Below are 25,195 nucleotides of genomic sequence, written 5' to 3'. Positions count from 1 at the left end.
CTTGAACGCCACAAAGGAGGGACCGTTCCATGAAGCAAGTTAGCACCATCGGGCTGGATTTGGCCAAACACGTTTTCCAAGTTCACGGCGCCGACAATGAAGGTTCGCCCATGTTCAATCGAAAACTGCGTCGCACCGAGGTGCTGCGCTTCTTCGAGAGGCTGCCTCCATGTCTGGTTGGCATGGAGGCATGCGGTGGCGCTCACTATTGGGCGCGGGAGATCGCTAAACTTGGTCATGATGTGCGCCTCATTCCGCCGGCCTACGTCAAACCTTTCGTCAAGCGCGGCAAGACGGACGCGGCCGATGCGGAAGCCATCAGCGAGGCGGTGATCCGCAAGACCATGCGCTTCGTCCCTATCAAGTCCGCCGAACAGCAAGCGGAGGCGATGGTGCTGAAAACACGGTCTCTTCTGGTGCAACAGAGAACGCAGTCGGTTAACGCCTTACGAGCGCATTTGGCCGAACTGGGTATCATCGCGGCCAGTGGCCTTCCCAACGTCGCAGCGTTGGTGGCCATCGTTCGGGAAGTAGAAGATACTCGACTACCCGCAGCGGCACGCTTCGCCCTCACGGCGATTGTCGACCAAATCGACGCCTTGGCCGACCAGCTCGACGTGCTCGAACGTACCATCGTTACGGAATCGAAGCGCGACGAAGATATGCGCCGCCTAACGACGATCCCCGGTGTCGGTGCCATCACTGCGGCGACGATAAAGGCCTTAGTTCCGGATCCCGGGGGCTTCAAATCGGCACGCCACTTCGCCGCCTGGGTGGGATTGACACCGAGGCCCCATTCCAGCGGAGGCAAGGAGCGATTGGGCAGGATCTCTAAAATGGGTAATCCCGAACTCCGCGTTCTCCTGGTCCTCGGAGCGACAGCCGTTCTGCGGATTGCTCGAAACGATGATCGGGCACGACCTTGGCTGAAAGCGCTACTTGCCAGGCGTCCGTTCAAGGTGGCAGCTGTCGCGTTGGCCAACAAGATGGCCAGGATCATCTGGGCGCTGCTGAATAACGGCGGGGTTTACAATCGTCCCAAGCCGCTCTCGATTACTGCGGCTGCCTGATGAGTATATGACCCACAAACCAATCTGACCGGCGCAGGCCGGCAGATGTAAGGTGCAACAACAAGCGATGAACCCATGGGACGAAATCCCGAACCGAGCAAAGCCGCCAACCTCACTGCACTTAAAGTGCGCGGATGTGATTTAGCTCCTCGTTTCGCGGATCTCATCGAGGCCAGCGGTCATGTACCGCACGTAAAGGCCGTACATATGACCGCACCGTCCGCATGCGTGAATTCGACTGTGAAGCCCCTTGCACCGCGGGCCGTTCCACATATGAGGTTGTATAGGCCCGAGAACCGGGCCGGTAATTGCTATGGGCTCAGACCGTGGATCCGCCTACGAAGGAGAAATTCGATGCCACTCGAATGAACAATTGACAAAAATCCTGATGTGAAGGGATCCGAACCACCGGCCCCCTCAATCAATCGTCTAAACTACTGAAAATACGTCACTGTGGCATAATACGCCGTCTCATTGATCAAAACCCATTTGCCCACTCTCTGCGTCCGATGGACATGATGCGCCACGGCTGGCTTTCGAGCTTTCGCCAGGCATCGCAGCAGTGAGCGACGATGTCGTCGTAAGATTTGAAGATCCTGTTTGAGAGCCAGTTTTCGCGCATGAAATGCCAAAGGTTTTCGACGGGATTGAGCTCCGGCGACTTCGGCGGCAACGGCAGGATGGTGATGTTGTCGGGCACGACGAGCGTGTTGGACATGTGCCAGCCAGCCTGATCCATGATCAGGATGGCGTGCGCGCCGTCATCGACATGACGGGCGATTTCAGCCAGATGCTGGGTCATTGCGTAGGTGTCACACCATGGCATGACCAGCGCGGCGGCCTTGCCGAGCTTCGGGCAGATGGCACCGAAGATATAGGCCGATCTCGTGCGTTGATCATGCGGCGCGGACGGTCGCGTTCCGCGCTTGGCCCAACGGCGCGTGATTTTGTTCTTCTGCCCGATCCGGGCCTCGTCCTGGAACCAAATCTCTATTCGTTTTCCTTGGGCTGCTCCGGCAACAATTTCTGCCACTGCGGCTGGGAAACTTTTTTAAAATCGTCAATGGCCTGAGGGTCCTGCGCGTGATGTTTGGGCCGGGCAGCCAGCTTGCGATAGCCCATGGCCCGAACTTCACGGCTCAGCGTTTGCTCGCTCACAGAAACGCGAAACTCTTCCCAGAGCCATTGCGCCAAATCGCACAGACGCCAGCGAACGACGCCGTCGAGATAGGGCGTCGGACCACGCTCGATGGCCTGCGCCAGCGCCGCACGCTGCTGATCGTTCATCCGCGACTGCTGACCGGGAGCCTTGCCATTGATCAGGCCCTGGGGGCCGCGTTCGTTAAAGCGCAGGACCCAGTCCCGGATAATCTGGAGCGTGACATTGCCGAGGCGGGCGGCATCTGACCGCGTGCCGCCGTCATAGATCGACGCGAGCGCCAACAAGCGTCTTACCTGGGCCGCGTCCTTCGTCTGCCGCGCCAGCCGCCGGAGATGGTCTCCATCAAAATCTTCACGCAACGAAATCCCTGATCGCATCGTAAACCTCCGGTTTGCCCCAGAGATTCAGATTCACCGCGATTTGGGAAGCCCAAAGAGTCAACATCAGCAAGGCGACGTATAAGATTGACTTAGGAACTCGCAGGCACCAAATCTGCGCGACCCTTACTCGCGCTACTGCGCCTGCAAGGGTTCTTTTCCGTCGCCTACCAGCGAGAACGGTGCCCAGAAGGCTGGGTGGGCAAAAGGTTGATCATCACGCAACGATCGCGCAGCGTGGTTAAACGCCACGGCGATGCTCTCGCCTTTGATGGTGGAAAGGATCTTCATCAGGGTGGTTGTCGCATTTTTGTCGACCGGCCAGTGCGAGATGACAATCGTCCTTGCACCCGCCTGAAAAAAAGCGCGAGCGAGCCCCGATAGACCATCGGCTGCATAGCCTGTGCGTGGAGCAGCGGTGTTACAGGCCGAGAGGATCACAAGATCGGCGTCTAGCTTCAGTCTCGCTATGTCGGTGGCGGTAAGGAGACCGTCATCCTGCCCTGGGATCGGGGTCATGACCAGCGCAGGTTCGCCGGTGGTGTTCTTGATTGCAAGAAGCCCATGCGTCGCGAATGCAATGACCCTGAACCGGCTCAGATCCGCGGTTAGAACCGCGTCGCGCGTTGCTGCCGGCCCCATCACCAGGTGTCCGGTCGTGCCACCGAACAAAGCGTTCATCGCAGCCAGCTGGTCCGCAGTCTCCGGCAAGCTTGCCATTTCGGAGACCTTGGTGACCGCCTCGCCTGTTCCCTGCAGAACGACCAAGCTAGTCAGCACATTGGCGCCTGCCACGACACCGACGTTCTGTGGGGGGCCGAGGGAGGGGTTACCAAATCCGATAAAGGATCGGCTTGTGCTGGCGCGCGGCCCGACGCGTCGCGACGCAATGAGTGTCGCAAAACTCGGCGTCAGCTGAATGATGTTGCGATTGGAAAGCCACTCGGCACGGCGGTATGAATTGGCCGTATTGCCCGTCAGATTGGTCGGCTCAGACGTCACGAGGACGGACAATGGTAGGCTTTCCAGAGGCCCGTCGGAACACACCACAACGCTCGCCAACCTTTTCAAATCATCGTCGATCGAACCAAGAAGACGGCCATAAAGACTGTAGGATGCCTCCAGATCAAACGGCCGATTTGCCGCCGGGTCTAGCTGTTCAACGAGGTGCTGAACCTGCTGTGCGATCTTGTTTGCCCCCTCGCCAACCAAGGTGACCTCCACGCCCCCCTCTGTCACAAGGACAACCGTCGTGATCCGACTTCCCACGACAAAGCCTAGCCAACCTTGGCCAACTTCGAGGTTCTGCCGAATCGCTGGAAAAGTGAGCGTTGGCGGACGGACCAATGCGATAAACTCGGGTGAAAGCGATTGAAGTTTTGTTTCGATCAGGGTTTGAATTTGGGCTGAGGATTCGTTGGGTTGGTTATGGTCAGCCGAAGGGCTCGCTGCGATGCCGGCCTCTTTCTGGGCTGCAAGCTCGCGTCTATCGTTTAGGTCAGATATATCGCGCATCAACGCCGCGGTGTTCGGATCGGAAGATAGCGTAGCCACAGCGGTGCGCGCGGCAACGACCGCGGTCCCGCTTGATTGCGCGATCTGAAGTGCGGCGAGTGCGTCGTCCGCGACCTCCGCCCCGAGAAAACGTCCACTGCGCGGCCCGCTCCGCGCGATTGTCGAAAGAACCTTTTCGACGACCAATCGACTGGTCCTTGCTTCAGCTGCTACACTAGCCATTGAATTTCCAATTTCCGCGAGCCGATTGCCTCGGGCGGCCACAATCGTGAGAGCCTTTCGCGCATGAACGAGCGAAGTTTGATCTCCGAGATTCGAAAGAGTCTCAGCAAGCCATGCGTGGCTGACGGCGAGATCTTTATGTTCGGGCGGCAAAATCTCGGTTCTGATATCCAGTGCGGTTTGAAATGATATTCTAGCTTTTTCAAAGCTGCCCCGATCAAATTCGAGAGCACCCAGATTGTTGTACAGAGTAGCCCTCATCGGTTTGCCGGAAACACCCAACTGCTCAGTGATCTGTATTCCACGCCTTAAGAACGCCTCCGCTTCGTCTGGCTTCCCACTCTCCCTCATCAAGTCGCCGAGACTGTTCAGGTCCGTGGCAATTTCGACGGATGGTCTGCCATTGGCCCTCTTTTCATCAAGCGTGAGCGCCTTAAGATAATATGCCAGCGCTTCAGGATCTCTTCCGAGATCACTCAGAAGGTTTGCGACGTTCGCGTTCGATAGGGCGAGATCATAGGATGCCGCTTCGTCGGCGCCGTTGCTCGCAGATTGCCGTTCACGGCCCGACAATATTTTCATTTGAAGCTCGAGCGCCTCATCCGGCCGGCCCATCGATCGCAGAGTTTCGGCGAGATTGTTCAAATCCAGCAAGACTTGAGCGTCGCCTTCACCGTAAGCTGCAATGTCGATAGCGATCGCCTCGCGAAATAGCCCATCGGCCTGTGCGTATTCACCCCTTCGGTACTGGAGCGTGCCGAGATTATTCAAACTTGCGGCGATGTCTGGATGTTCCGCTTTCAACGTTTCGCGCCTGATGCGCAGTGCCTCCTGGAGCGGAGGCTCGGCAAGGCTGAGCCGACCCTGCGACATCAGGATCGTGCCGAAATTATCAAGGGCCTGGGCAAGACTCGCAGGCGCTGGCGGGCTGATTACACGTCGGATCTTGATCGCCTGATCGGTTAGGTCAGCTGCTCGATCGAGATCGCTGAGTTGGTATAAAAGGATCGAGTAATTGACAAGTACATCCGAATAAGCGGCTTTGTTGCGCACTGATGTCTGCTGGAAAGCATCGTAGGACGCCTTGAAGCGTTGTTCCGCCTCCCCGTAGCGCCCGAGATTCCTCAATGCCACAGCGACATCTGCCTCAATCGACGCGATCTCCTCGCGGTCCGGTTGGGCGGCACCGCGAACCAGCGCGAGTGCTTGCTCGTTGTATTGCTGGGACTTCTGAAACTCGCCGATTTGATACTCGGCTTTGCCGGCAAGCCGGAACATCTCGATCTGATCTGAGACGGACGCTTCCAACGCCGGCATCTCCTGTATCAATTGCGCGGCACTGATTGCGGCCTCTTTGAACTTCCCGGAGGCAATCATCTCGCTTATTCGTGACATCCGATCCGAGAGGGGCGCCTGCGCTGCCGAAGGTCCTGCGCCAAGGAAAAAACCTCCAATCACCATCAACAAGACGACCGCTATGGGGACCGGCCCTCTATTTGTTTGCTGCCCCATCGATGAGCGACCTCAGAAGTTGCTTGTTCTGTTCTGCGTTAGGATCGTAATCATCCCACTTGAGCGCGCGCGGCGTCGGCTTTTGGTCGCCTTGCGTACTTGCAAAGAGCACCTCAGGGATAAATGCCGGCATGAAAGCCACAGGCAATTCCATGTTGCTCTGAACGAGGAGGCCACTTTTGCCTCCGAACCCGAGCACGGCACTGAGCGAAGGATCGAGGCCACTGACTTTCAGGGCCATACCGGCCCCGGTCCCCGTCAGCAACGTGCTCAATTTATCTGCGGCCACCTTCATGTCTATACTTGTCTTTGCGCCGATGAAAATCTCGCGCTTCGCCGTCACCACGGTTCCTACGATGGCCAAGAGTGCAGGCTTCGATCCGTCTGTCAGTGCGACCTCTTTTTGCCGCGCGATCGCCAGAACGTCGGGGCATTTGTCCGATGCGGTCGTCCTCAACGACTGCTGGGAAACTGTGCGAACCTTCACATCCGTATAGTTAACCGTAATCGTCTGCTCGAAATCTCCACCCAGATCGACCGAGCCGATTTTCGGGATTCCCAATGCCAGGCCCGCCTTCTGAGTGTCGAGTTCGAAGGTGTAGGCAAGGACAGACTGCACTGGCTCAGGCTGCTTCAAGCCGGGAAAGCACTCGTCGGCCTTCGATACCAGCACACCTTTTTGGCCCATGTCGAAGACGTCGCCAGGCACCTGATCGGCAGGAAGCACGATCGGCAACAAGTTGAACGCTTTGAAATAGGTAAGGAGGACGCGCCTGTATTGGCTCAACTGATTTCCGACGACCTCGTCCGGGTTTCGTCCCATGGCGTGGCCGCCCACCGGCCAACTGGAGCCGAGTGCGAATGCGAGAAAAATGTAGCGCGTCGTGCTGTGCCTAAATATCTTCACGGAAGCCACCTTCGCTTGTCAATTCGCTTGCATGGGCTTCGGCTCGAAGCGACGAAGAATTCCTGTAAACCTGTACGGATATTCAAATAAGCGATGCGGACCGCAAATTGTCAGGCATTCTGGCAGTCGGGATAATCGCAATTCGGCCTAAGCTTTACTCCATCAACGATGATCATTGCCGGATTCTTCCTCCAGTCGCTGCTGGATACGTTGAAAAGCTTCTTCATTTCGTCGGTTGCAAATTCGTTGGAAAGAACAACGGCGTTTAACCGATCGCTTGGATGGTAATCAGAAACCTTCTCGGTTCCATCGGGATACCGACGACAAGGGCAGTATACTCACCGTTGCTCATTTGCGTCTCCACAACAAGCGTTAATATAGAATAACCTTAATATTACTCTCGTCAAGCGAGCAGTTATTCTCCACATAGCTTTACGGACCTGTTTTCGCAGCAAATTCTGGAGTGCTCAAGCAGCACTAAGGCGGGGACGATTAAACTCAGGCCTAGCCTCTCTTTAGGGAGCATGACGCCGTCCGGGTTGGCTGACTTCTTCTTGACCCAGAGCTCGCTCGTTCTGTCGATCTCGATTAAATCAGCGGGAAACACCCGTTTCTGAAGCGCTTGTAGATCATCAAAACTGCCATTCAGCCACCGGTCATATTCGTCGCGATGAAGCAGAGCCGGCATGCGGTTGTGCGGTGGGACAACGGCCTCGTTGGTATCGGTGATGGCACCCGAATAGACCGGCCCTCAATCGTGGCTCACGCGCCAAAGCCGCCCCAGGCGAAGATCGGCTCATTTTTAACTCTGAACCAGGTGCGTGTCTTCGCATATCCCATATCTCCCCACAAAGTGGCATTCAACCTCACAATACAATTCCCTTGACTATTGTCGGCGCTTGCAATATCAAGGCAGTATTCTTCAAGACTAATCCTGTAACGCGCAAAGACTTGCACGGCAATGCCGACTGCATTTCGATGTTCTTTGCTTTTGAGGGCGATATGAAGAGGGCGAAATCGATCAGCATCGCTGAGCTAGCGGTCAACGTGAAAGCAGCGATTTCCGAAGTTCACAAAGAAAACCCGGCTCTTTTCGAAATTGAACCCGAAATCAGCTTTATACCCAATCCCGGAATTATCGGTTTCGTGATCAGGGAATCCGAGGTAAAGGGCCGCGTTTTGGGGGACGTTGCCAATATCGCAAAGCTTGTTGGCAAGAAACTAAAGCCGGTATCCGGCGTCAAGACAATGGATCTACTGATACGCGATGGAAACGTCATAGTCGGCTTCTTTCCGACGAACGAAGCTGTCACATTGTGAGGACCGGCGATGGGAAAGCGCATCGAGACTGACCACGCGATGTGTCCCAGTGCTCAGCCCGGAATGGACCAAGCTCGGGTTTTGGGTGTCGTCAACCGGACACCAGAAGGTTCGCGAGTTTCATATCTCAACGCCGCTCTGCCGGTCACCGAAGAGGTACTGCAGTTAGTATCACCGGCACCCCCTTTGCGCGTGCTCCGGATCGCTGCACGATGCGAAGAGGAGCGCTGTACCCATTTCGATGGTCAAATTTGCACGCTCGCCAGCCGCATTGTCGAAACTCTCGCTGTGGTGACCGACTCGCTACCGCCCTGCGTCGTAAGGAAATCCTGTCGTTGGTTTGCAGAACAGGGGAGACCGGCCTGTGTGAGATGCCCGCAGATTGTCACCGAAGCCGACAGAGACCGAATGAATCCTCGGCTAGGTCAGCCACAAACCAAGGCGCCGGCCGACAGGAAGGCGCATAGCGCCGGGATCAAACTAAGCCCATGAAAAATCGCATTCTGCGATTGCCCGTGGTTATGACGACGGGGGTCATTGACGATGCTATTGGCGACTTTGGCAGCGGCGCGGATATGCTGCTGCTTTGAGGCGTAGAAGGCAAAGTGGTCGGATATTTTGATCCGTCGTGAATCGTCCGCCATTGATACAAGAAAGTTGAATCCGCACGAATGGGGGTCGCCATGAACAGAATTTTTGACACCACTTCGAGTGTGCCGACCGCCACGATTGGGGCGACTGACCATATACCACCCAGATCAGTAATCGAGCCCCTCGAAGACATCCGTGCGTCGTTCATCGACGACTTCCAGAAAGTTCGCATCGCAAAGGGTGAGAAGCCAGCCGAACGTGCCGTGTTTCGTAAACAGCACGGCGTGGCGAAAGGACAACTTGGCGTCGCATCCTCCTGTCCACCAGAATTCCGCGTTGGTCTGTGGGCAGCCGGCCCTTATGCCGTCTGGATTCGCTGGTCGAGCGACGCGCCTCCTAATAAGCCTGATCAAGAGAATAACACCCTTGGTTTCGCCATGAAGCTATTTGGCGTCGCTGGACCCACGCTTGCAACAGACAATCCGCTAGCGACGACGGCGGACCTTGTTTTCCAGAACTCGGACATCTTCTTCGTCGACAACGCGCACGACATGGCAGCGATCTCATCTGGCGCTGAAACGAAAGCGTTTAGGATATCTGGTCTTCGGATCGGCCAGCGCTGCCTAAAGCGCCGTCGAAAGGATGAATGTCGCCTCCTGTAATGCGTGGGCGATGCGGTTGCGTGTTGCCGCGCATGCACGGCGTAAAACAGCGTGTCGTCGGAGCCGGTTGGCAACGCCGCCAGCTCGCGCAGGCCGGAGAGCGATGGCCAGGGCTGATGCGGCAGGGCAGGATCGTGATGAAAGCGCTCGCCGCTGGTGTAATTCAGCGGCACCAACAGCCGCGAGGCCTTGAGCAGGGCGGCGTTGAGGCGTTCGGCCTGTTCCGCAGAGGCGGATGACGATTTCCTCACCACCTGCTTTGCGGATTCTGCCAGGGCGGCCGCGGCTTCCTCGAGCAGCGAAATATCCATTCGGCCATCGAGGCCGCTCTTCACCACCGACAGCGCAACTTGCAGCGAGGCGGCATAAGCGGTGTAGTCGAGCGGCAGCACCGGCGATATCAGCAGCTGCCAGAGCACCCGCAGGATGATGGCGGTATCGCGGGTCAGAAAATCCGGATCGATGTGCTCAATCGTGTCGTGCGGCGTGTGCCACCACAAGCCGAGCGGAGCCAGCATTTTCACCGGGCTGGGCGGCTGATGGCTGAGGCTGCCGAACATCGAGGGAATGCCGACTCCCCAGAAGGACTGGTCGGCGGCGCGGCCATGACGGCGGCCCAGATGTTTCTGGCCGGTGACAGCGCCGATGGCGTCGGCGGCAACGCCCTGCAATTCATCGATGACCGCACAATTGGCAAGCACAGTCGCTCCCTCGCCGCCGGTGGAATCGACATTGACATGGGCGACGCAGCGGCGTGCGAGCTCATTAAAATATTCGTCCGCATACCAGGCGGAGCCGGAATAGCGGCCGTGGGAATGACCTGACCAGAAGCAGATGCGTAGACCGCGCTGCCATTGGTCGCGCTGCTCGGCCAGTAGCCGGGCGGATTCGAGCATTGTGGCATTGGCGCCGCCGTTGTCCATCACGCCATAGTGCCAGGTATCGTGGTGACCGGAGAACATCACGAAGGGTTTGCCTTCGACGGATTTGGGTGCATCCATCTCGCAGACCAGGATCGGCGTCTTGCGCCAGCCGGTATCGACTTCGGTCTGCAGGAAGGCGGTGACCGTCTCACCGTTCAGGCAGCGCTCTCGCAATTTTGCGCCGTCGTCGCGGCTGATCGTGCAGATCGCGGTTGTCGGCAGTTGAGCGCGGGTATGCTGCGAGGGGCTGCCCCAGACCGGCGAGACACACATTTCATAAAGATGCTCGGTCGGGCTGATATGCAGCTGGCCCAGCGCACCGGCGTCGCGGCTGAGTGCCGCCACCTCTTCGGTGGTGATGCCATCGACCAGCACAATCTTGCCGCGCACATCGACGGCGGCGAAATTGGCGGCTTCGCCCTCGCGGATATAGACGAGCGACGCCGACAGTCCGGCTGCCGGGGTTGGCAGCGACATCGAATGTGTAATGCACGGGATGCTCTGGCCATCGACCTCAACCCGGGCCTTGCCCGGCAGGCTGATATAGGCATCGTGGAACAGCAGTTCGGTGCGGTAACCGTGACCGGTCATTTCCGCCTGAAGGTATCGAAAGCTTTCAAGCTCTTCCGGCGTGCCGGACAGTTTTACATGCTTGGCGAATTCGCCGAGATGCGCCATGAGCCGGTCGGTAACGGGTTTGAGAGCGAACTCAGACATCGGTGTTCTCCGGCAAAGGCGGCATCACGTCGTCGGGGATCGGGTTGATGAAGGGTGTGCCTTTCAGGCGCGCGTTGAAATCAGCCTTGGCGGCAACAATCAGCTCTGGGTTGCTCAGCAGGTCGACGGCAGTGCTCGCCATCACCTTGGCCACATGTTCCATGCCCTTGTGGGCCGCCGGCAACTTGCCCTGGGCAACCAGTTGCCAGGAATGGCCGGGCGTACCGATCGCATAGGTCGCGCCACGCATCTGCACGGTCGGCACGACCCAGCTGACGGTGCCGACGTCAGTGGACCCAACAAGCGTGCCGTCGCCGCTTCCGGGCGGGAAGATGATGTCGCAGAGAGCTTGACCCTTCTCCGGCTCCAAACCGAAGCGGTCATAGGAGGCGGCAATATCTTCCGGCGAAAAGGTCTCCTGGAATTTCTTGGCAGTCTCATGATCGGCCTGATCGAAGACGGGGGGTCCAAGCCGCTCCAGATTGGCATGCATCAGAGCTTCTAGTGGCGTATTGCCGACGAGATTAGCGTCACCGCTGATGATGCGGCTGCGCACACTGGTCTCCGTCATCAACGCGGCACCCTCGGCCACCTTCTTGACCCGCTCGACGAGCACCAGCAGTTCTGGCAAAGTGCGCGCACGGATCAGATAGCGCACCGAAGCCTTGGCCTGCACCACATTCGGCGCATGCCCGCCGGTATCTGTGACGGCGTAGTAGACGCGCGCCGAGGACGGCATGTGCTCGCGCATGTAGTTGACGCCGACATTCATCAGTTCGACGGCGTCGAGAGCGCTGCGGCCCAGATGCGGCGAAGCGGCGGCATGCGAAGCGCGGCCGGTGAAGTGGAAATTGATCTCGTTGCAGGCCAGCGAAATCGGGTTGTTGACGCCAGCAAAGGCGGCCGGGTGCCAACAGATGGCAATATCGACATCGTCGAACAGGCCGGCGCGCACCATGAAACCCTTGGATGATCCGCCCTCTTCCGCCGGGCAGCCGTAATAGCGTACGCGTCCCTTGAGATTGTTGCGGGCCAGATACTCCTTCACGGCTGCCGCCGCCATCATCGAGCCCGAACCCAGCAAGTTATGGCCGCAACCGTGACCATTGCCGCCCTCCTCGATTGGGCGCTGTTCGGCAGCACCTGCTTGCTGGCTCAGGCCGGGCAACGCATCGAACTCGCCGAGGATAGCTATTACCGGACCGCCCTCGCCTGCCTCGCCCATCATCGCGGTCGGCATGCCGGCAATACCCTGCTCAACGCGAAAGCCTTCGGCCTCAAGCATCGCCACATGTTCAGCGGCGGAGCGATATTCCTGATAATTCGTCTCCGGCATGCCCCAGATGCGATCGCTTAAGCCGAAGAAGGCGTCTCGCTTTTCCTCAACGATATCCCAGACCGCTTCCGAATTTTTCATGACGTCTAGGTCCTGCGCTGCTAAGAGTTACCAAGATTGGCGCCAATCAATACGATATCGATGATTTGTGCAATATGTAGGCAGGGATTGTTTTTTGGCATAATGAGCGCGGCCGAGGTATTCAATCCTGGATGGTCGGCTATGCGATCAGAAGGGGCAGGCAATGAACGTGTTAGAAACCCAAAGGAGTCCAAATGCCATCGACGTCGATGTCACGGACCTTATCCTGCACGACATCCTCACCGGCGTGCTGTCGGCCGGATCCTGGCTGAAGCAGAGCGACCTGGAGCGACGCTACAACTGCACGCGACAGGAGGTCCGCCGGGCGCTCGACCGATTGGCGCTGCGTCGGCTGGTCGCGCATGAACCAAATCGCGGCTACCATGTGTTCGCGCCCGATGAGCGTCAGGCCGAGCAGATCAGCGATATTCGCATCATCCTGGAAACATCGGTAGCGGATCGGATCGTCGCCAATGCTACGCCAGACACGATCGACGATCTGCGGCAATTGGCCCACCGGTTCGACGAATTGATCCAAACGGGCACCGTACTGGAACTTTACGAAGCAAATCTGGCCTTCCATCGCGCGCTGTTGTCACTATGCGGGAATGACGAACTTGTGGCACTCGTCCGCGACATCCGCGAGCGCACGTCGTCGGCGCCGGTCTCGCAGTGGAATACGCGTGCCAGAATAGACAAGTCATCAACCGAGCATCACCAGATGATCAACGCTCTGGCAGTCGGGGATGTCGAGTTGTTCAAGCAGGTAACCGTGCTGCACATCCGCCAGTCCAAAAAGTTCTAGGCGTGTCGGACTGGCAACGCTCAAATCCAGAAGTCCGGCTTCGGTGATCCCGGTCCATTGCGGGAACTCACCGCATGAGACGCCGCGCGACCTACCCGATATCGATGCGTTGCGGTGTGAGGATGCGGGGTGGCTCATACGATAGCGACCAGAGGACGCGGTATCATCAACCGGGCAGATCATCATCATGGATCGCACGGCGGGGCGACGGCCGCCCGGGCCGTCCCTAACGCGGAGCTGGATGGCTACACTGGTTCCTTGCGTAGCGCTTAACGACGATACACGCATTGATGGCGGCTATGCCGCCTGGTCCGAACTGGATAACCAAAGTGATGTCTGGCGCCAGACAGGCTTGCGCCAATGCTGCATCGGTCGGCAAAGCATTGCCCGCGGGATTGCGCCTGCTGCCGCCGCCCGTAAGTGTCTGGATATTCTTCCCGCCTGCCTATTCATGTCTTCACCTCCCATTTTGACCCGCGCGATGCGACGTCCATGAATTCGCGTTGGCTGGTGATCGACACCGGGCCGCGGCTCTCTTCTTCAGCGCAGATCAGTCCAGCAGCTTCTCATTCCGCCGGAGCGGGATAGACCTGGCCGTCGAACAGCTTGCGTGCCGTTCGAACCGTTCCGGCAGCCTTGATCTGTCCCTCGGCGTCGATATCCAAAAACACTTCCATCGCGCCTGTCGGGTGCTCGATCAGGTATCGACCATCCTCCGGCGCGGCGACCATCTCTGCTGCCGGGCCGCCTGCGAGCCGGGTCGCAGTTGCCACGGTAATAGCAGCAAGTACGCCGACAGATGCGTGGACCCGATGCGGAATGAAGCTGCGCGTCGAAATCGCGCCGCCGTTCCGAGCCGCAGACACCAGCGTCATCTTGGGGACAGAGGCCTTCGTGACATCACCCAGGTTCATCATCGGGCCGGCCTTCAGCCGAATGGCTTCGATGCGCTGCTTCAACACACTGTTAGCCTCGATCTCTTCGCGTGTCTCCGTGCCGCTCAGCCCGAAGTCGGCAGCGCGCATCACGACGCATGGCATGCCGTTGTCGATCAGCGTCGCATGGACGTCGTCGATGACATCCATCTCGGTGCCGGTGGGAAGCAGGGCGCCGCTCATCGAGCCGGCAATATTCTGAAACAGAAGCGGGACGGCCGCATGCCGGCCAGGTACGCCGGCAATCTCGGCTTCACCCGCATAGCTCACGCGCCCGCCAGGCGTCGAGATCTTGGCGACGGCAACTTCGCCGGAATTGACCATGTGGATCCGGACTTCGGTCAGCTCGTTCTCGGCAGCGACCAATCCGCGCTCGATCGCTGCCGGACCAACCCCGGCCAGGATGTTTCCGCAGCCCTGGGTCGCTGACCAACTCCTGATCGACAAAAACCTGCAGGAAGAGGTAATCGACATCGGCGTCGTCTCGGCTGGACGGCGACAGAACCGCAACCTTGGAGGTCAGCGGATCTGCGCCGCCGATACCATCGATCTGGCGAGGATCCGGGGACCCCATGATGCGCAGCAGCAGCGCATCGCGTTCAAGCTGGTCGGCCGGGAGATGCTCGGCAAGAAAATAGGCGCCCTTGGATGTGCCGCCGCGCATCCACAGGCACAGGATGCCGTCCTCATACATAGCGGAGGCCTTTCTGCTGCAGCGTCGGGCGCATGCCGTAGATATCCAGACCAAGCTCGCCGGCCGCCAGCCGCGAGCGCTTGGCCTCCTCGTTGGCAAGGCGTTTTTCGGCCGCTGCAAGGACGTCCAGTGCCTCCGTCCGCTTGACGACGCAGACGCCGTCATCGTCGGCGACGATGATATCGCCTGCTTCGATATGCGCACCGGCGCAGACAATTGGAACGTTCACCGACCCCAGCGTTTCTTTTACCGTTCCCTGCGCGGAGATCGCCTTCGACCAGACGGGGAAACCCATGGCGGTCAGATCTCGGATGTCGCGAACGCCGGCATCGATAACCAGCCCCTTGCAGCCCCGCGCCATGGCAGATGTCGCCAGAAGATCGCCAAAATATCCATTGTCGCAGGGCGATGTCGGCGCCAGCACGAGAATGTCGCCTTCCTTCAGCTGCTCGATCGCGACGTGAAGCATCCAGTTGTCACCCGGGGGCGACGAAATCGTCACCGCGGAGCCCCCGATCTGGGCACCGCTATAGATGGGCCGCATGTAGCTCGCCAGCATGCCCTTGCGCCCCTGAGCCTCATGGACGGTGGCCACGCCGGCAGCGCCCAGTCGCTTGATGACGTCGGCTTCGGCGCGTTCGATATTCTGGACAACAGTAGCCATTTCGATAATTCCTTTCGTTCCAGCCTGGACGGCCGATCTCAGTTGACGGTGACGCCATGTATGCGCTGCAGGCGCCGCGTGCCGACCGTCTCGGCCAGCTTCTTCTCGTCGAGCTTGCCTTCCCATTTGGCGATGACGATGGAGGCCAGTGCGTTGCCGATCAGGTTCACAAAGGTAAGCCCCTCTGCGAGAATGCGGTGAATGCCGAGGATCAGGGCGATGCTCGCCACAGGGATGGCGCCCGTGGTGTTCAATGTCGCCGCTAGCACGACGAAAGCAGCGCCGGCGACGCCGGCCGCGCCCTTGGACGTCAGGAGGAGGACGCCGATCAGGCTCAGTTCGTGCCAGATCGTCAGCGGCGTGTTGGTCGCCTGCGCCAAAAAGATCGCGACTGTCGTGAGGTACAGACACGTGCCGTCGAGGTTGAAGGAATAGCCGGCCGGAACGACGAAACCGACGACGGACTCCTCGCATCCCGCCTTGCCCATCTTCTGGATGAGCCGCGGCAGCACGGTCTCAGTCGACGTGGTGGCGGCGACGATGACGATCTCGTCCCACAGATAGCTGAACAGCCGCAACAGGCTAACGCCGCACCAGTAGGCAATACCGCCGAATACGACCGCCGTGAACAAGGCACAGACCGCGAAGAATTCGATGATCAACGATCCGAGCGACCACAGCGACGATGTGCCGAACTGGCCGACGGTGAATGCAATGGCGCCGAATGCACCGATCGGCGCGAAATACATGATGTAGCCGATGATCTTGAAGAACCCCTGCGAGGCGCTCTCGATCACCTGGAAGACCGGCCGACCACGTTCGCCGATGGCGGCAAGTGCGATACCGAAAAGAACCGATATGAAGAGGACCTGCAGGACATACCCCTCGGTAAAGGCACTGAGGAAGCTGTCGGGGATGATGCCCATGAAATAGGCCGTCATCGACTGATCCTGCGCGGTCGCGACATAGGACTTGATCGACGCGGCATCAAGTGTGCTCGGGTCTATGTTCATCCCGGCGCCCGGTTTCCACAGGTTGACGGTCACCAGACCGAAGACCAGCGCCAGCGTCGTGATCGCCTCGAAGTACAGAATGGATTTCAGGGCTACCCTGCCGACGCTCTTCATGTCGTTCATGCCGGCAATGCCGTGCACCACCGTCACGAAGATGATCGGGCCGATCATCATGCGGATCATCTTGATGAAAGCATCGCCCAATGGCTTCATCGCCACCGCGATGCCCGGGGCGTAATGGCCGAGCAGGATGCCCATCACCGTGCCGGCCAGAACCTGGAACCAGAGCTGGCCGAAAATCCCGAACCTGCCGCCTTCGCGGGCTGGTTCCGATTCCGGCGGCACATAGTTGGTTGCTTGCGAATAGGTCACGCGTATCTTTCCTCCTCGCGCATCCGGTGCATAGGCGAAAGCATCTCGACAAGATGCCCGGCGCCTCTGGCGACGCGATGCGATCCAGGCCTGTCGACGGTACTGACGCTGCCGACTGACCGAACTCAAATGGATGAAGAGACGTGCTTCCCGTCCGGTGTTGCGCAGAGCGCACAGATCGGGATTTGGCAAACGCGCCGCACCGGAATGTCGGTCATACTCCTCTTCGTCCTCCTCAGCCAATCTAGTGACCAGCCCGCCGGAAAGGCAAAATAGATTTGCGTCCAAGCCATAAGCTCTGGTTAAGTGCCGGCATGGATATGAAGCGGGACATCAATCTGCGCCATTTCGAAGCCGTCGCCACGGCGGGTCGCCTGGGCAGCATCAGCAATGCGGCTTTGGCCTTGAACCTGTCGCAGCCAGCAATCACGCAGGCGGTCGCGAAAGTCGAGGCGCAACTTGGCCATGCCCTGCTGGATCGTCAGCCGACCGGCGTCACCCTGACGCGGGCAGGCGAACTGATGAGCGCGCGCATAGAGCGGGCGCTTGCCTATATCGTGCGCGGTGGAAACAGCGTCCGGCGATCCGCCCGACTGCCGAGCCTCCCCAACATCGAGCGTCGCATAACCTTCGGACAGCTTCGCGCCTTGCTGACCGTCGATCAGGCGGGTAGCTTTGCCATGGCCTCGAAACTGACGGGATTGTCCGAGCCGGCGCTGCACCGATCTGCTCGCGAACTGGAACAATTGCTCGGCATATTGTTGTTGGCGCGCCATGGCAGGACAGTTCAGCCAACTCCGGCTGCAACAAACCTGCTCCGCTTTGCCCGCCTGGCGCTGGCGGAAATCGAAGCGGGCTTCGACGAACTGGCGGCACTTCGCCGCGAAGGCGCAGGACGAATAGCGATCGGCACATTGCCGATGGCACAGACGATCCTTTTGCCACGGGCGCTGGCACGGTTCTCGCGCGCCAATCCTGCCGCCAGCATCGATGTCGTCGAAGGACCGTATGCGGACCTTCTCGCCGGCTTGCGCAACGGCCAGCTCGATTTCCTGATCGGCGCCTTGCGCGACCCTCCACCGGTGGGCGACGTCGTGGAGGAAGCAATCTTCGACGACGATCTGGTCATCGTTGCACGCAAAGGTCATCCATTGGCCAGCAGCGACTTCTTGGATCCTGCCCGGCTGAGGGATTTCCCCTGGGTGATCGCCAGCAGCGGCGCTCCAATGCGCACGCGGTGGGATGCGATTTTTGCCGAGTACGAGCTTGAACCGCCGCGCGTTAAAATCGAGAGCAATTCGGTGACGATCGGTCGCGGGCTGATGCTGAACGACGACTGGCTGACTCTAATGTCGCGCGATCAATTCATCTTCGAACGCCGGGCTGGACTGCTTGCGGAAGTCCGCGGGCACTTTTCATCGAAACGAAAAATTGGCATCACCATTCGCGACGACTGGCGTCCGACCCAGTTGCAGGCGGCGTTCGTCACCGAGTTCAAGGCGGCCTGTAAAGACTGGACCTCAGAAAAACTAATGGAGAGGAAGCCGTTTCGATATGCCTGAACCGATGCTCTTCGCTAAAACTCTTGCACGAGATGAGAGGAGAGCCGCTCGTCAGACCTGATTGCGGCAGCACCTCCCGAACCGATCTGCGATGCGTCGCCTTGTCGATGCTTCGCCGTGAAGGAGGTATCCAGACGCCATGATCATCGATTGCCACGGCCATTATACGACCGCTCCCATCGCCCACACAAAATGGCGCGCTCAGCAGGAAGGTGCCATTAAGAGCGACGGTGACATCGACCCCGCCTATCCCGAAATTTCCGACGATGAGATCCGCGATACGATCGAAGCCAACCAACTGCGCCTGTTGCGGGAGCGCGGTGCCGACATGACGATCTTTTCGCCCCGCGCCTCGGCCATGGCACCGCACATTGGTGACCAGGCGGCTGCGCGGGTGTGGGCGCGGCGTTCCAACGACCTCATCAAGCGGGTCGTCGATCTCTACCCCGAGACCTTCGTCGGCGTATGCCAGTTGCCGCAGACACCGGGCACCTCGATATCCACCTCGATCGAGGAGCTGGAGCGCTGCGTCTACGAGCTCGGCTTCGTCGGCTGCAATCTCAATCCCGACCCCTCGGGCGGGCGCTTCGATTCCCCGCCGCTCACCGATCGCGCTTGGTATCCCTTCTTCGAGAAGATGGTCGAACTGGACGTGCCGGCGATGATCCATGTGTCGGGAAGCTGCAATTGCGCCATGCATGCGACCGGCGCCTATTACATCGCCGCCGACACGATCGCCTTCATGCAGTTTCTCGAAGGCGATCTGTTCAAAGATTTTCCGAACCTGCGGTTCATCATTCCGCATGGTGGTGGGGCCGTGCCATACCACTGGGGTCGCTATCGTGGGCTTGCCGACATGCTGAAGCGGCCGCCTCTCGACCAGCACGTCATGAAGAACGTTTTTTTCGACACCTGCGTCTACCACCAGCCCGGCATCGATCTGCTGTTCGAGGTGATCGACGTCGACAACATCCTGTTTGGCTCCGAGATGGTTGGCGCGGTGCGCGGCATCGATCCGCAGACCGGCCATTATTTCGATGACACGAAACGCTATGTCGACTCTCTTCAGATTTCCGAGGCAGACAAGCGCAAGGTGTTCGAGTTGAACGCGCGGCGGGTCTATCCGCGTCTCGACGCGCAGCTCAAGGCAAGGGGTCTGTGATGGCTGAGTTCACCATGGACCCAGACTGGCTGTGCTTCCATCCCTCCCCGAGCAGGCCAAAGTTTCGCCCGCCGGCCGGCGCAGTCGATGCCCACTGCCATGTTTTTGGTCCAGGAGACGAGTTCCCTTTTGCGCCTGAGCGGAAATATACACCATGCGATGCAGGCAAGGACAAACTGTTTGCTCTGCGCGATTACCTGGGCTTCGACCGGAGCGTCATCGTTCAGGCAACCTGCCACGGCGCTGACAACCGGGCTCTCGTGGATGCCTTGCGTGCTTCCAATGGCAAGGCTCGCGGCGTTGCGACGGTTCGCGACACCGTGTCGCCCGACGAGTTGTCGGAACTTCATGAAGCCGGGGTGCGAGGGGTCCGTTTCAACTTCGTTCGCCGCCTCGTTGATCCCAAGCCAGACGCCTATTACCACGCCATCATCGACCGGATAGCTCCGCTTGGATGGCATGTGGTCATCTACTTCGAGGCGGCCGATCTTGAGGAACGTTGGGACTTCTTCACATCTTTGCCCACGACCGTGGTTGTCGATCATATGGGGCGGCCAGATGTTACGAAAGCGGTGGATGGACCAGAATTCGGCCGCTTCGTGCAGCTGATGACGGAGCACGAGAACTTCGTTAGCAAAGTGACATGTCCCGAACGGCTGTCTTCTTCTGGGCCTCCGACATATGATGACGTCATACCGTTTGCGCGCACGTTAGTGGAAAAGTTTCCCGACCGGGTCCTGTGGGGCACCGATTGGCCGCACCCGAACATGACATTTCACATGCCGGATGACGGAAATCTGGTGGATGTGATCCCGCGCATCGCTTTAACGGAGGAACACCAGCGGAAACTCCTGCTGGATAATCCATTGCGCTACTACTGGAAATCATGACGCGCGACTTGCCGTTCTGGTCCGTATGGTCCCAATCCACCAAGATAGATCCCCGTCCCACTGGAATATTGCTCGCGCCAGAGAACTGTATCTTGAAGGCAATGCTATTCCGGGATAGCCCCCTACTCGGGGGCGTGCTTCCTTCGCGTAGCTGCCTGCAATAGCCGCCTGTCCTGGCCCGAGATCGTTACAACGGATAGCCAAGGCGCTAAGGATCATCAAAGTAACCGGTGGCTGTTCCGGGCATTAGTAAGCGGCTATGTCTATATAAGATCGTGCTGCTGAGACCTGGAAAGGGGCAAATTTGCCGCCTCGCTTTTACCGCCTTACTCACGCGAACATCTGCCTTACGAGATCTCTCAGCTTATCGGCGGTTGGTGATAGCGGAGCGCTTCTTCTAGACACGATGCCGATCTGCCGAGTGACACTGGGGTTGTGCAGTTGAATCAGTCCCAGGTCTTCGTTGTTGGAAGCAAAGGCCATCCGCGGCACGACCGCAAGCGCCGTCCCAGCGCGTGCCATGGCAACCGCCGTCTGCAAATGCTGGGCCTCGTATTTCCACAACAGTTGAGCACCAGAACCCGCCAGCGCATCATCTATGATCATTCTGTTGCCGGAGTGCTGGCTAACCCGGATGAGCGGGTATCCGTGAAGATCATGCCAGTCTACCTGCCGCTTCTGGGCGAGCTGATGATCCTTGGGGCAGACCAGAATGAAGGGATCGTCAACAAGAACTTCGATATCGAAGTCCCATCGGTGGGTTGTAATAATGCTGACCCCGAATTCCACCAGACCCTTCTCCACAAGGTCGGAGATCTCCGATGCGGACTTATCGTAGATCTGCACCGAAACATGAGGGTGTGTCTCCTGGAAGCGCTTCAGGATGCCAGGGAGGCGGCCCGCCGCGATTGTCGGCAGGCAGGCGATAGAGATCTTGTCCTGTCTTTCCTTACCGACCTGCCGCAGCTCGTCCACAGATGTAGCCAATTGCGCCATCGTCTCTCTGACCTTTGGAAGCAGATCCAGCCCGGCCTGGGTCAGGCTCACGTCCCGATTACCTCGCACGAACAGCTTCTGCCCAAGGTGCTCTTCAAGTTTACGGAGACGGTGGCTGATTGCAGTGTGTGATAGATTTAGATGCGTGGCGGCCTCCCGGAAACTGCCGCGGTCCGCTATGGCGACAAACGCGCTCAACCCAAGAAAGTCCACGCGGGACGAGTAATTCAAAAGCCAATCCTCAAGCTAGGTGAAATTCATTCAGCCAGTGGTTCATAAAATTCAGTTGTTTCAGCCGCTAAAATGCCTGATCCCTTGCTGAATGCAAGGGAGATGCATGATGCACGATGGGAAGAGAACTCGGCTGCCGTTCACTCAGAATATGATTGGCGGCCTGGTATTGATGGCATTGGGAGGAACTGCAGCTTGGCTGACGAGTGACCTCTCGCAAGGTAATCTAGCTGCCATGGGAGCAGGTTTTTTGCCGCGATGGCTCGCCATCGGCATCGTCGCCTTGGGCCTTGCTCTGGTCGGAACTTCACTGCGCTCCAATGATGAAGCTTTTGGGCATCTCAAGTGGAGAGGCGTCGGGCTCGTGATGTTGGCGATCTTCGGCTTCGCGTTGATGATCCGGCCCTTTCATTTGGGAGCCTTCACTGTTCCTGGGCTCGGTCTGATCATAGCCGGCCCCTTCGCAGTCATCGTGGCGGGGTTTGCCGCACCCGAAGCACGACTGCGCGAAATGATCATCCTTGCCTTGATGCTGACCGCCTTCTGCATACTCCTGTTCGGCGACATTCTGAACCTTCCGCTTCCCGTCTTTCCGCAATTCTTAGCAAGCACTCTGGTCGGCATACCGGCAAAGCTGCTGCTGCGGTCGGCCGCCGCAGCGTTGATCATTATCTCGGTTGCACTCCTCGTACTCAAAAAGCGGCAACAGCGGCACGCGACAAGAACGGAAGCTTGCCATGACTGATCTGATTGCAAATCTGAGCCTTGGCTTCTCCGTTGCCTTTACGCCGGTCAACCTCAGTCTTGCCTTCATCGGCTGTCTTGTCGGCACTCTGATCGGTGTCCTGCCGGGGGTTGGCCCAATTGCCACAATCGCCATGCTGCTGCCGATCACCTTTGGTCTGGACCCGACCGGTGCGCTGATCATGTTGGCTGGCATCTACTACGGTGCCCAGTATGGCGGATCAACCACGGCCATCCTTGTCAACATTCCGGGCGAGGCTTCTTCGGTGGTGACGGCTCTCGACGGCCATCAGATGGCGCGTCAGGGTCGGGCGGGAGTAGCCCTCGGTGTTGCAGCCATTGGATCCTTCTTTGCGGGAACGGTTGCCACCGTTGTGATCGCAGCCCTCAGTGGCCCGCTCACCAGTGTCGCCTTGATTTTTGGTGCCCCGGAGTATTTCGCGCTGGTTGTGATGGGACTGATCTTCGCCGTGGTATTGGCGCGCGGCTCGATCCTCAAGGCCATTGCCATGATCCTCGTGGGGATCCTTCTGTCGACCGTTGGCACAGACCTGGAAACCGGGGAAGAGCGAATGACCTTTGGCCTGTCCTTCCTGGCTGATGGCATTGACTTTGCCGTGCTTGCTATGGGCCTTTTCGGGGTCTCGGAAATCTTGCGCAACCTCGACGCCACCGAAAGCCGCGATACCGTGCGACAGGCAATCGGCCGCCTGCTTCCGAACAAGGATGATTTTAAGCAGTCCTACAAGCCCGTCCTTCGAGGCACCGCCATTGGCGCCATTCTCGGTATTCTGCCCGGCAGCGGAGCGGTCCTCGGTCCCTTCGCCTCCTACGCGTTGGAGAAGAAGATTGCTAAAGATCCCAGCCGTTTCGGCAGAGGAGCGATCGAGGGTGTTGCAGGTCCGGAATCCGCCAACAATGCCGGGGCTCAGACATCTTTCATCCCGCTGCTGACGCTTGGCATTCCTTCCAACGCCGTGATGGCCCTCATGGTCGGAGCGATGACTATTCACGGCATCGTGCCGGGACCTCAGGTGATGACGAAGAGTCCCAGCCTTTTCTGGGGCATGATTGCTTCCATGTGGGTCGGCAACCTCATGCTGCTGATCATCAACCTTCCCCTTGTCGGCGTCTGGGTCCGGCTGCTCAAAGTCCCTTATCGGCTGATGTTTCCGGCAATCCTGCTGTTTTGCTGCATCGGCATATACACAATCAGTTCATTGCCGACGGACGTGATGTTTATCGGGCTGTTCGGGCTTGTCGGCTATCTCCTGATCCGGCTTGGATTTGAGCCTGCGCCACTGCTGCTCGGTTTTGTGCTGGGCGAGCTGATTGAAGAAAACTTCAGGCGGGCGCTGATCATATCGCACGGCTCACTCATGACCTTGATCGAAAGCCCGATCAGCAAGGGGCTGCTTGGCTTGGCCGCTGTGACGCTCGTTCTCGCGCTTATTCCAGCCATACGTCACGGCAGAGAAGACGTCTTCGTCGAGGACTGACCGCAGGCCAGCCACCCACCTCGTACTCGGCGCCCGTGACAATGATCTAAACGCTTCATCGGAGGAGAATGCACATGACTAGCTTATCGAAGGTAGAGATCACTCGGCGCCAGGTTCTCGTCGGAGCTTCAGCTCTTGGCCTGACTGCCACCGGTTTCTCATCAGCCAAGGCGCAATCCTATCCCACCCAGAACATAACCCTCGTTGTCCCTTTTACGCCTGGCGGATCGACCGACATCTTGGCACGGCTTCTGGGCCAGAAGCTTGAAGTAGCGCTGAAGTTTCCGGTGATCGTCGAATCCCGACCAGGAGCCGGAGGAACGGTCGGCGTCGCATCCGTCGCTCGCGCCGAGGCCGATGGCCATACTTTGGTCATGGGCCATATCGGCACTCTGGGCGTGGCCCCGGCCCTTTATCCCAAGCTTTCCTATGATCCTCTCAAGAGCTTGGACCCCGTGAGTGGCATTGCTCAGGTTCACAACATGTTGGTGGTACATCCTGATGTACCTGCAAAGACCTTGCAGGAGCTTATCGATTACGCGAAGCAGAACCCCGGCAAGTTGAATTACGCGTCCGGCGGGAACGGCAGTGCTGCGCATATTGCTATGGTCGCACTTGCTGATCAGGCCGGCATACAATTGACGCACGTGCCTTACAAAGGGACGGCGCCGGCTGTAACAGATCTGCTTGGCGGGCGCGTTCAGCTGACCTTCACCGGGGCTCCCAACCTCATCCAGCACGTCGAAGCGGGCAAGATGCGTGCTTTGGCAGTGTCCGGCGCCAGCCGGCTTCGTGCCGCGCCCGACGTCCCGACAGTGGCGGAATCGGGCTTTCCAGGTTTCGAAGCCTCGCAATGGTATGGCATCTTGGTCCCGGCAGGCACGCCCAAGGAAGTCATTGACCGCCTCAACAAAGAGATCGTCGCCGCCATGTCCGGCGCTGAAATCAAGGACAGGCTGTCGCTCGAAGGCGCCGACGTCTGGACCAATACACCGACAGAATTCCATGACCATATCGCCAAGGAAGTCGAACGGTGGGGCGCCTTGGTGAAGAAGGCGGGCATCCGGCTCGACTAGAACGTTTTGGGCGCAATCACCACCTTGCCTGCGCCCTCCTCATCTTCCGGCACGCTGCGACAAGTGGTGAAACGGTAGTTGCAGCCAGTAAGCGAATAAGCGGCTGCTATTCCTCTGCCGGTCAGCGGCAGATCCTCACGGGTGCACCGAATACGCC

19 protein-coding genes and 2 pseudogenes are annotated in these 25,195 nt (G+C 58.7%); 10 read left to right on the top strand and 11 right to left on the bottom strand.

Features of this window, described 5'->3' with window-relative positions; all coding sequences use genetic code 11:
• Positions 1 to 29 precede the first annotated feature (29 nt).
• The gene (locus AVCG78_RS24690) at positions 30 to 1,070 is read left to right on the top strand and encodes an IS110 family RNA-guided transposase (RefSeq protein ID WP_071584662.1); all 1,041 of its coding nucleotides are present in this window, start codon (positions 30 to 32) and stop codon (positions 1,068 to 1,070) included.
• Between the two features lie 478 nt (positions 1,071 to 1,548).
• Here AVCG78_RS24690 and AVCG78_RS24685 read toward each other — a convergent pair.
• The 3 genes from AVCG78_RS24685 to AVCG78_RS24675 all read right to left on the bottom strand — a co-directional run bounded on the left by AVCG78_RS24685 (position 1,549) and on the right by AVCG78_RS24675 (position 6,765).
• A protein-coding gene (locus AVCG78_RS24685; protein WP_087730422.1) for an IS630 family transposase occupies positions 1,549 to 2,609 on the bottom strand; the annotation gives its coding sequence in 2 pieces (ribosomal slippage) (positions 1,549 to 2,117 and positions 2,117 to 2,609; 1,062 coding nt in all).
• Between the two features lie 135 nt (positions 2,610 to 2,744).
• Positions 2,745 to 5,858, bottom strand: a complete 3,114-nt coding sequence (locus AVCG78_RS24680) for a CHAT domain-containing tetratricopeptide repeat protein (protein ID WP_071584659.1) — start codon at positions 5,856 to 5,858, stop codon at positions 2,745 to 2,747.
• On the bottom strand, positions 5,839 to 6,765 hold the full coding sequence (locus AVCG78_RS24675; protein WP_071584658.1) for a hypothetical protein: 927 nt from the start codon (positions 6,763 to 6,765) through the stop codon (positions 5,839 to 5,841). The genes AVCG78_RS24680 and AVCG78_RS24675 overlap by 20 nt, the downstream gene beginning before the upstream one ends.
• Before the next feature lie 882 nt (positions 6,766 to 7,647).
• Here AVCG78_RS24675 and AVCG78_RS24665 point away from each other — a divergent pair.
• Positions 7,648 to 8,085, top strand: a complete 438-nt coding sequence (locus AVCG78_RS24665) for a hypothetical protein (protein WP_143049387.1) — start codon at positions 7,648 to 7,650, stop codon at positions 8,083 to 8,085.
• Positions 8,086 to 8,843: 758 nt separating this feature from the next.
• Here AVCG78_RS24665 and AVCG78_RS27255 read toward each other — a convergent pair.
• The 3 genes from AVCG78_RS27255 to AVCG78_RS24655 all read right to left on the bottom strand — a co-directional run bounded on the left by AVCG78_RS27255 (position 8,844) and on the right by AVCG78_RS24655 (position 12,395).
• Positions 8,844 to 8,975, bottom strand: coding sequence for a hypothetical protein (locus AVCG78_RS27255; RefSeq protein ID WP_267889534.1), 132 nt, complete (start codon positions 8,973 to 8,975; stop codon positions 8,844 to 8,846).
• A 110-nt stretch (positions 8,976 to 9,085) separates the two neighbouring features.
• Positions 9,086 to 10,978, bottom strand: a complete 1,893-nt coding sequence (locus AVCG78_RS24660) for a M28 family peptidase (protein WP_234617962.1) — start codon at positions 10,976 to 10,978, stop codon at positions 9,086 to 9,088.
• Positions 10,971 to 12,395 carry a M20 family metallopeptidase gene (locus tag AVCG78_RS24655; protein ID WP_071584654.1) on the bottom strand — a complete coding sequence of 475 codons (1,425 nt, stop codon included), beginning with the start codon at positions 12,393 to 12,395 and terminating at the stop codon, positions 10,971 to 10,973. The genes AVCG78_RS24660 and AVCG78_RS24655 overlap by 8 nt, the downstream gene beginning before the upstream one ends.
• Positions 12,396 to 12,558: 163 nt before the next feature.
• Between AVCG78_RS24655 and AVCG78_RS24650 the strand changes: the two genes are divergently transcribed.
• Both AVCG78_RS24650 and AVCG78_RS24645 read left to right on the top strand, forming a co-directional pair.
• Positions 12,559 to 13,200, top strand: coding sequence for a GntR family transcriptional regulator (locus AVCG78_RS24650; protein WP_071584653.1), 642 nt, complete (start codon positions 12,559 to 12,561; stop codon positions 13,198 to 13,200).
• 241 nt (positions 13,201 to 13,441) lie between these two features.
• On the top strand, positions 13,442 to 13,696 hold the full coding sequence (locus AVCG78_RS24645; protein ID WP_087730420.1) for a hypothetical protein: 255 nt from the start codon (positions 13,442 to 13,444) through the stop codon (positions 13,694 to 13,696).
• 70 nt (positions 13,697 to 13,766) lie between these two features.
• On the opposite strand, the pseudogene AVCG78_RS24640 reads toward AVCG78_RS24645, so the two are convergent.
• The 3 genes and pseudogenes from AVCG78_RS24640 to dctA all read right to left on the bottom strand — a co-directional run bounded on the left by AVCG78_RS24640 (position 13,767) and on the right by dctA (position 16,878).
• Positions 13,767 to 14,829: pseudogene (locus tag AVCG78_RS24640) on the bottom strand (4-oxalomesaconate tautomerase).
• On the bottom strand, positions 14,822 to 15,493 hold the full coding sequence (locus tag AVCG78_RS24635) for a 4-carboxy-4-hydroxy-2-oxoadipate aldolase/oxaloacetate decarboxylase (protein ID WP_071584652.1): 672 nt from the start codon (positions 15,491 to 15,493) through the stop codon (positions 14,822 to 14,824). The pseudogene AVCG78_RS24640 and the gene AVCG78_RS24635 overlap by 8 nt, the downstream one beginning before the upstream one ends.
• A gap of 38 nt (positions 15,494 to 15,531) precedes the next feature.
• On the bottom strand, positions 15,532 to 16,878 hold the full coding sequence (gene dctA, locus AVCG78_RS24630; protein WP_087730419.1) for a C4-dicarboxylate transporter DctA: 1,347 nt from the start codon (positions 16,876 to 16,878) through the stop codon (positions 15,532 to 15,534).
• Positions 16,879 to 17,192: 314 nt separating this feature from the next.
• Here dctA and AVCG78_RS24625 point away from each other — a divergent pair, with 314 nt between their 5' ends.
• From AVCG78_RS24625 to AVCG78_RS24615, 3 genes are all read left to right on the top strand, one after another.
• Entirely contained in the window at positions 17,193 to 18,440 is a 1,248-nt protein-coding gene (locus tag AVCG78_RS24625) for a LysR family transcriptional regulator (RefSeq protein WP_071584707.1), read from the top strand.
• Between the two features lie 139 nt (positions 18,441 to 18,579).
• On the top strand, positions 18,580 to 19,602 hold the full coding sequence (locus AVCG78_RS24620) for an amidohydrolase family protein (RefSeq protein WP_071584651.1): 1,023 nt from the start codon (positions 18,580 to 18,582) through the stop codon (positions 19,600 to 19,602).
• Positions 19,602 to 20,492 (top strand): amidohydrolase family protein, encoded by an 891-nt coding sequence (locus AVCG78_RS24615; RefSeq protein WP_071584650.1) that lies wholly within the window; start codon positions 19,602 to 19,604, stop codon positions 20,490 to 20,492. The genes AVCG78_RS24620 and AVCG78_RS24615 overlap by 1 nt, the downstream gene beginning before the upstream one ends.
• Before the next feature lie 330 nt (positions 20,493 to 20,822).
• On the opposite strand, the gene AVCG78_RS24610 is transcribed toward AVCG78_RS24615, so the two are convergent.
• Both AVCG78_RS24610 and AVCG78_RS27395 read right to left on the bottom strand, forming a co-directional pair.
• The gene (locus tag AVCG78_RS24610; protein WP_234617963.1) at positions 20,823 to 21,539 is read right to left on the bottom strand and encodes a LysR substrate-binding domain-containing protein; all 717 of its coding nucleotides are present in this window, start codon (positions 21,537 to 21,539) and stop codon (positions 20,823 to 20,825) included.
• A 39-nt stretch (positions 21,540 to 21,578) separates the two neighbouring features.
• Positions 21,579 to 21,701, bottom strand: a pseudogene (locus AVCG78_RS27395) (LysR family transcriptional regulator); the annotation flags it as partial.
• A 124-nt stretch (positions 21,702 to 21,825) separates the two neighbouring features.
• Here AVCG78_RS27395 and AVCG78_RS24605 point away from each other — a divergent pair.
• From AVCG78_RS24605 to AVCG78_RS24595, 3 genes are all read left to right on the top strand, one after another.
• Complete coding sequence (locus AVCG78_RS24605) at positions 21,826 to 22,464, top strand: tripartite tricarboxylate transporter TctB family protein (protein WP_234636791.1); 639 nt, start codon at positions 21,826 to 21,828, stop codon at positions 22,462 to 22,464.
• The gene (locus AVCG78_RS24600) at positions 22,457 to 23,962 is read left to right on the top strand and encodes a tripartite tricarboxylate transporter permease (RefSeq protein WP_087730418.1); all 1,506 of its coding nucleotides are present in this window, start codon (positions 22,457 to 22,459) and stop codon (positions 23,960 to 23,962) included. Before AVCG78_RS24605 ends, AVCG78_RS24600 begins: the two co-directional genes overlap by 8 nt.
• Before the next feature lie 74 nt (positions 23,963 to 24,036).
• A complete protein-coding gene (locus AVCG78_RS24595; protein WP_071584647.1) occupies positions 24,037 to 25,038 on the top strand; it encodes a Bug family tripartite tricarboxylate transporter substrate binding protein in 1,002 nt (333 codons plus the stop codon).
• Positions 25,039 to 25,195: the final 157 nt, after the last annotated feature.

The sequence above is a fragment of the Gillisella vitis genome (genome assembly GCF_021559775.1).
Classification (GTDB): domain Bacteria; phylum Pseudomonadota; class Alphaproteobacteria; order Rhizobiales; family Rhizobiaceae; genus Allorhizobium; species Allorhizobium ampelinum.
This window is presented reverse-complemented; position numbering and strand designations above follow the sequence as displayed.

Bases quoted from the DNA above. Each gene is read 5' to 3' on its own strand.
- AVCG78_RS24655 (WP_071584654.1), bottom strand. From the start codon at position 12,395: ATGAAAAATTCGGAAGCGGTCTGGGATATCGTTGAGGAAAAGCGAGAC.
- AVCG78_RS24595 (WP_071584647.1), top strand. From the start codon at position 24,037: ATGACTAGCTTATCGAAGGTAGAGATCACTCGGCGCCAGGTTCTCGTC.
- AVCG78_RS24625 (WP_071584707.1), top strand. From the start codon at position 17,193: ATGGATATGAAGCGGGACATCAATCTGCGCCATTTCGAAGCCGTCGCC.
- AVCG78_RS24680 (WP_071584659.1), bottom strand. From the start codon at position 5,858: ATGGGGCAGCAAACAAATAGAGGGCCGGTCCCCATAGCGGTCGTCTTG.
- AVCG78_RS24650 (WP_071584653.1), top strand. From the start codon at position 12,559: ATGAACGTGTTAGAAACCCAAAGGAGTCCAAATGCCATCGACGTCGAT.
- AVCG78_RS24600 (WP_087730418.1), top strand. From the start codon at position 22,457: ATGACTGATCTGATTGCAAATCTGAGCCTTGGCTTCTCCGTTGCCTTT.
- AVCG78_RS24615 (WP_071584650.1), top strand. From the start codon at position 19,602: ATGGCTGAGTTCACCATGGACCCAGACTGGCTGTGCTTCCATCCCTCC.
- AVCG78_RS24605 (WP_234636791.1), top strand. From the start codon at position 21,826: ATGATGCACGATGGGAAGAGAACTCGGCTGCCGTTCACTCAGAATATG.
- AVCG78_RS24645 (WP_087730420.1), top strand. From the start codon at position 13,442: ATGGCTACACTGGTTCCTTGCGTAGCGCTTAACGACGATACACGCATT.
- AVCG78_RS24660 (WP_234617962.1), bottom strand. From the start codon at position 10,978: ATGTCTGAGTTCGCTCTCAAACCCGTTACCGACCGGCTCATGGCGCAT.
- AVCG78_RS24690 (WP_071584662.1), top strand. From the start codon at position 30: ATGAAGCAAGTTAGCACCATCGGGCTGGATTTGGCCAAACACGTTTTC.
- AVCG78_RS24620 (WP_071584651.1), top strand. From the start codon at position 18,580: ATGATCATCGATTGCCACGGCCATTATACGACCGCTCCCATCGCCCAC.
- AVCG78_RS24635 (WP_071584652.1), bottom strand. From the start codon at position 15,493: ATGGCTACTGTTGTCCAGAATATCGAACGCGCCGAAGCCGACGTCATC.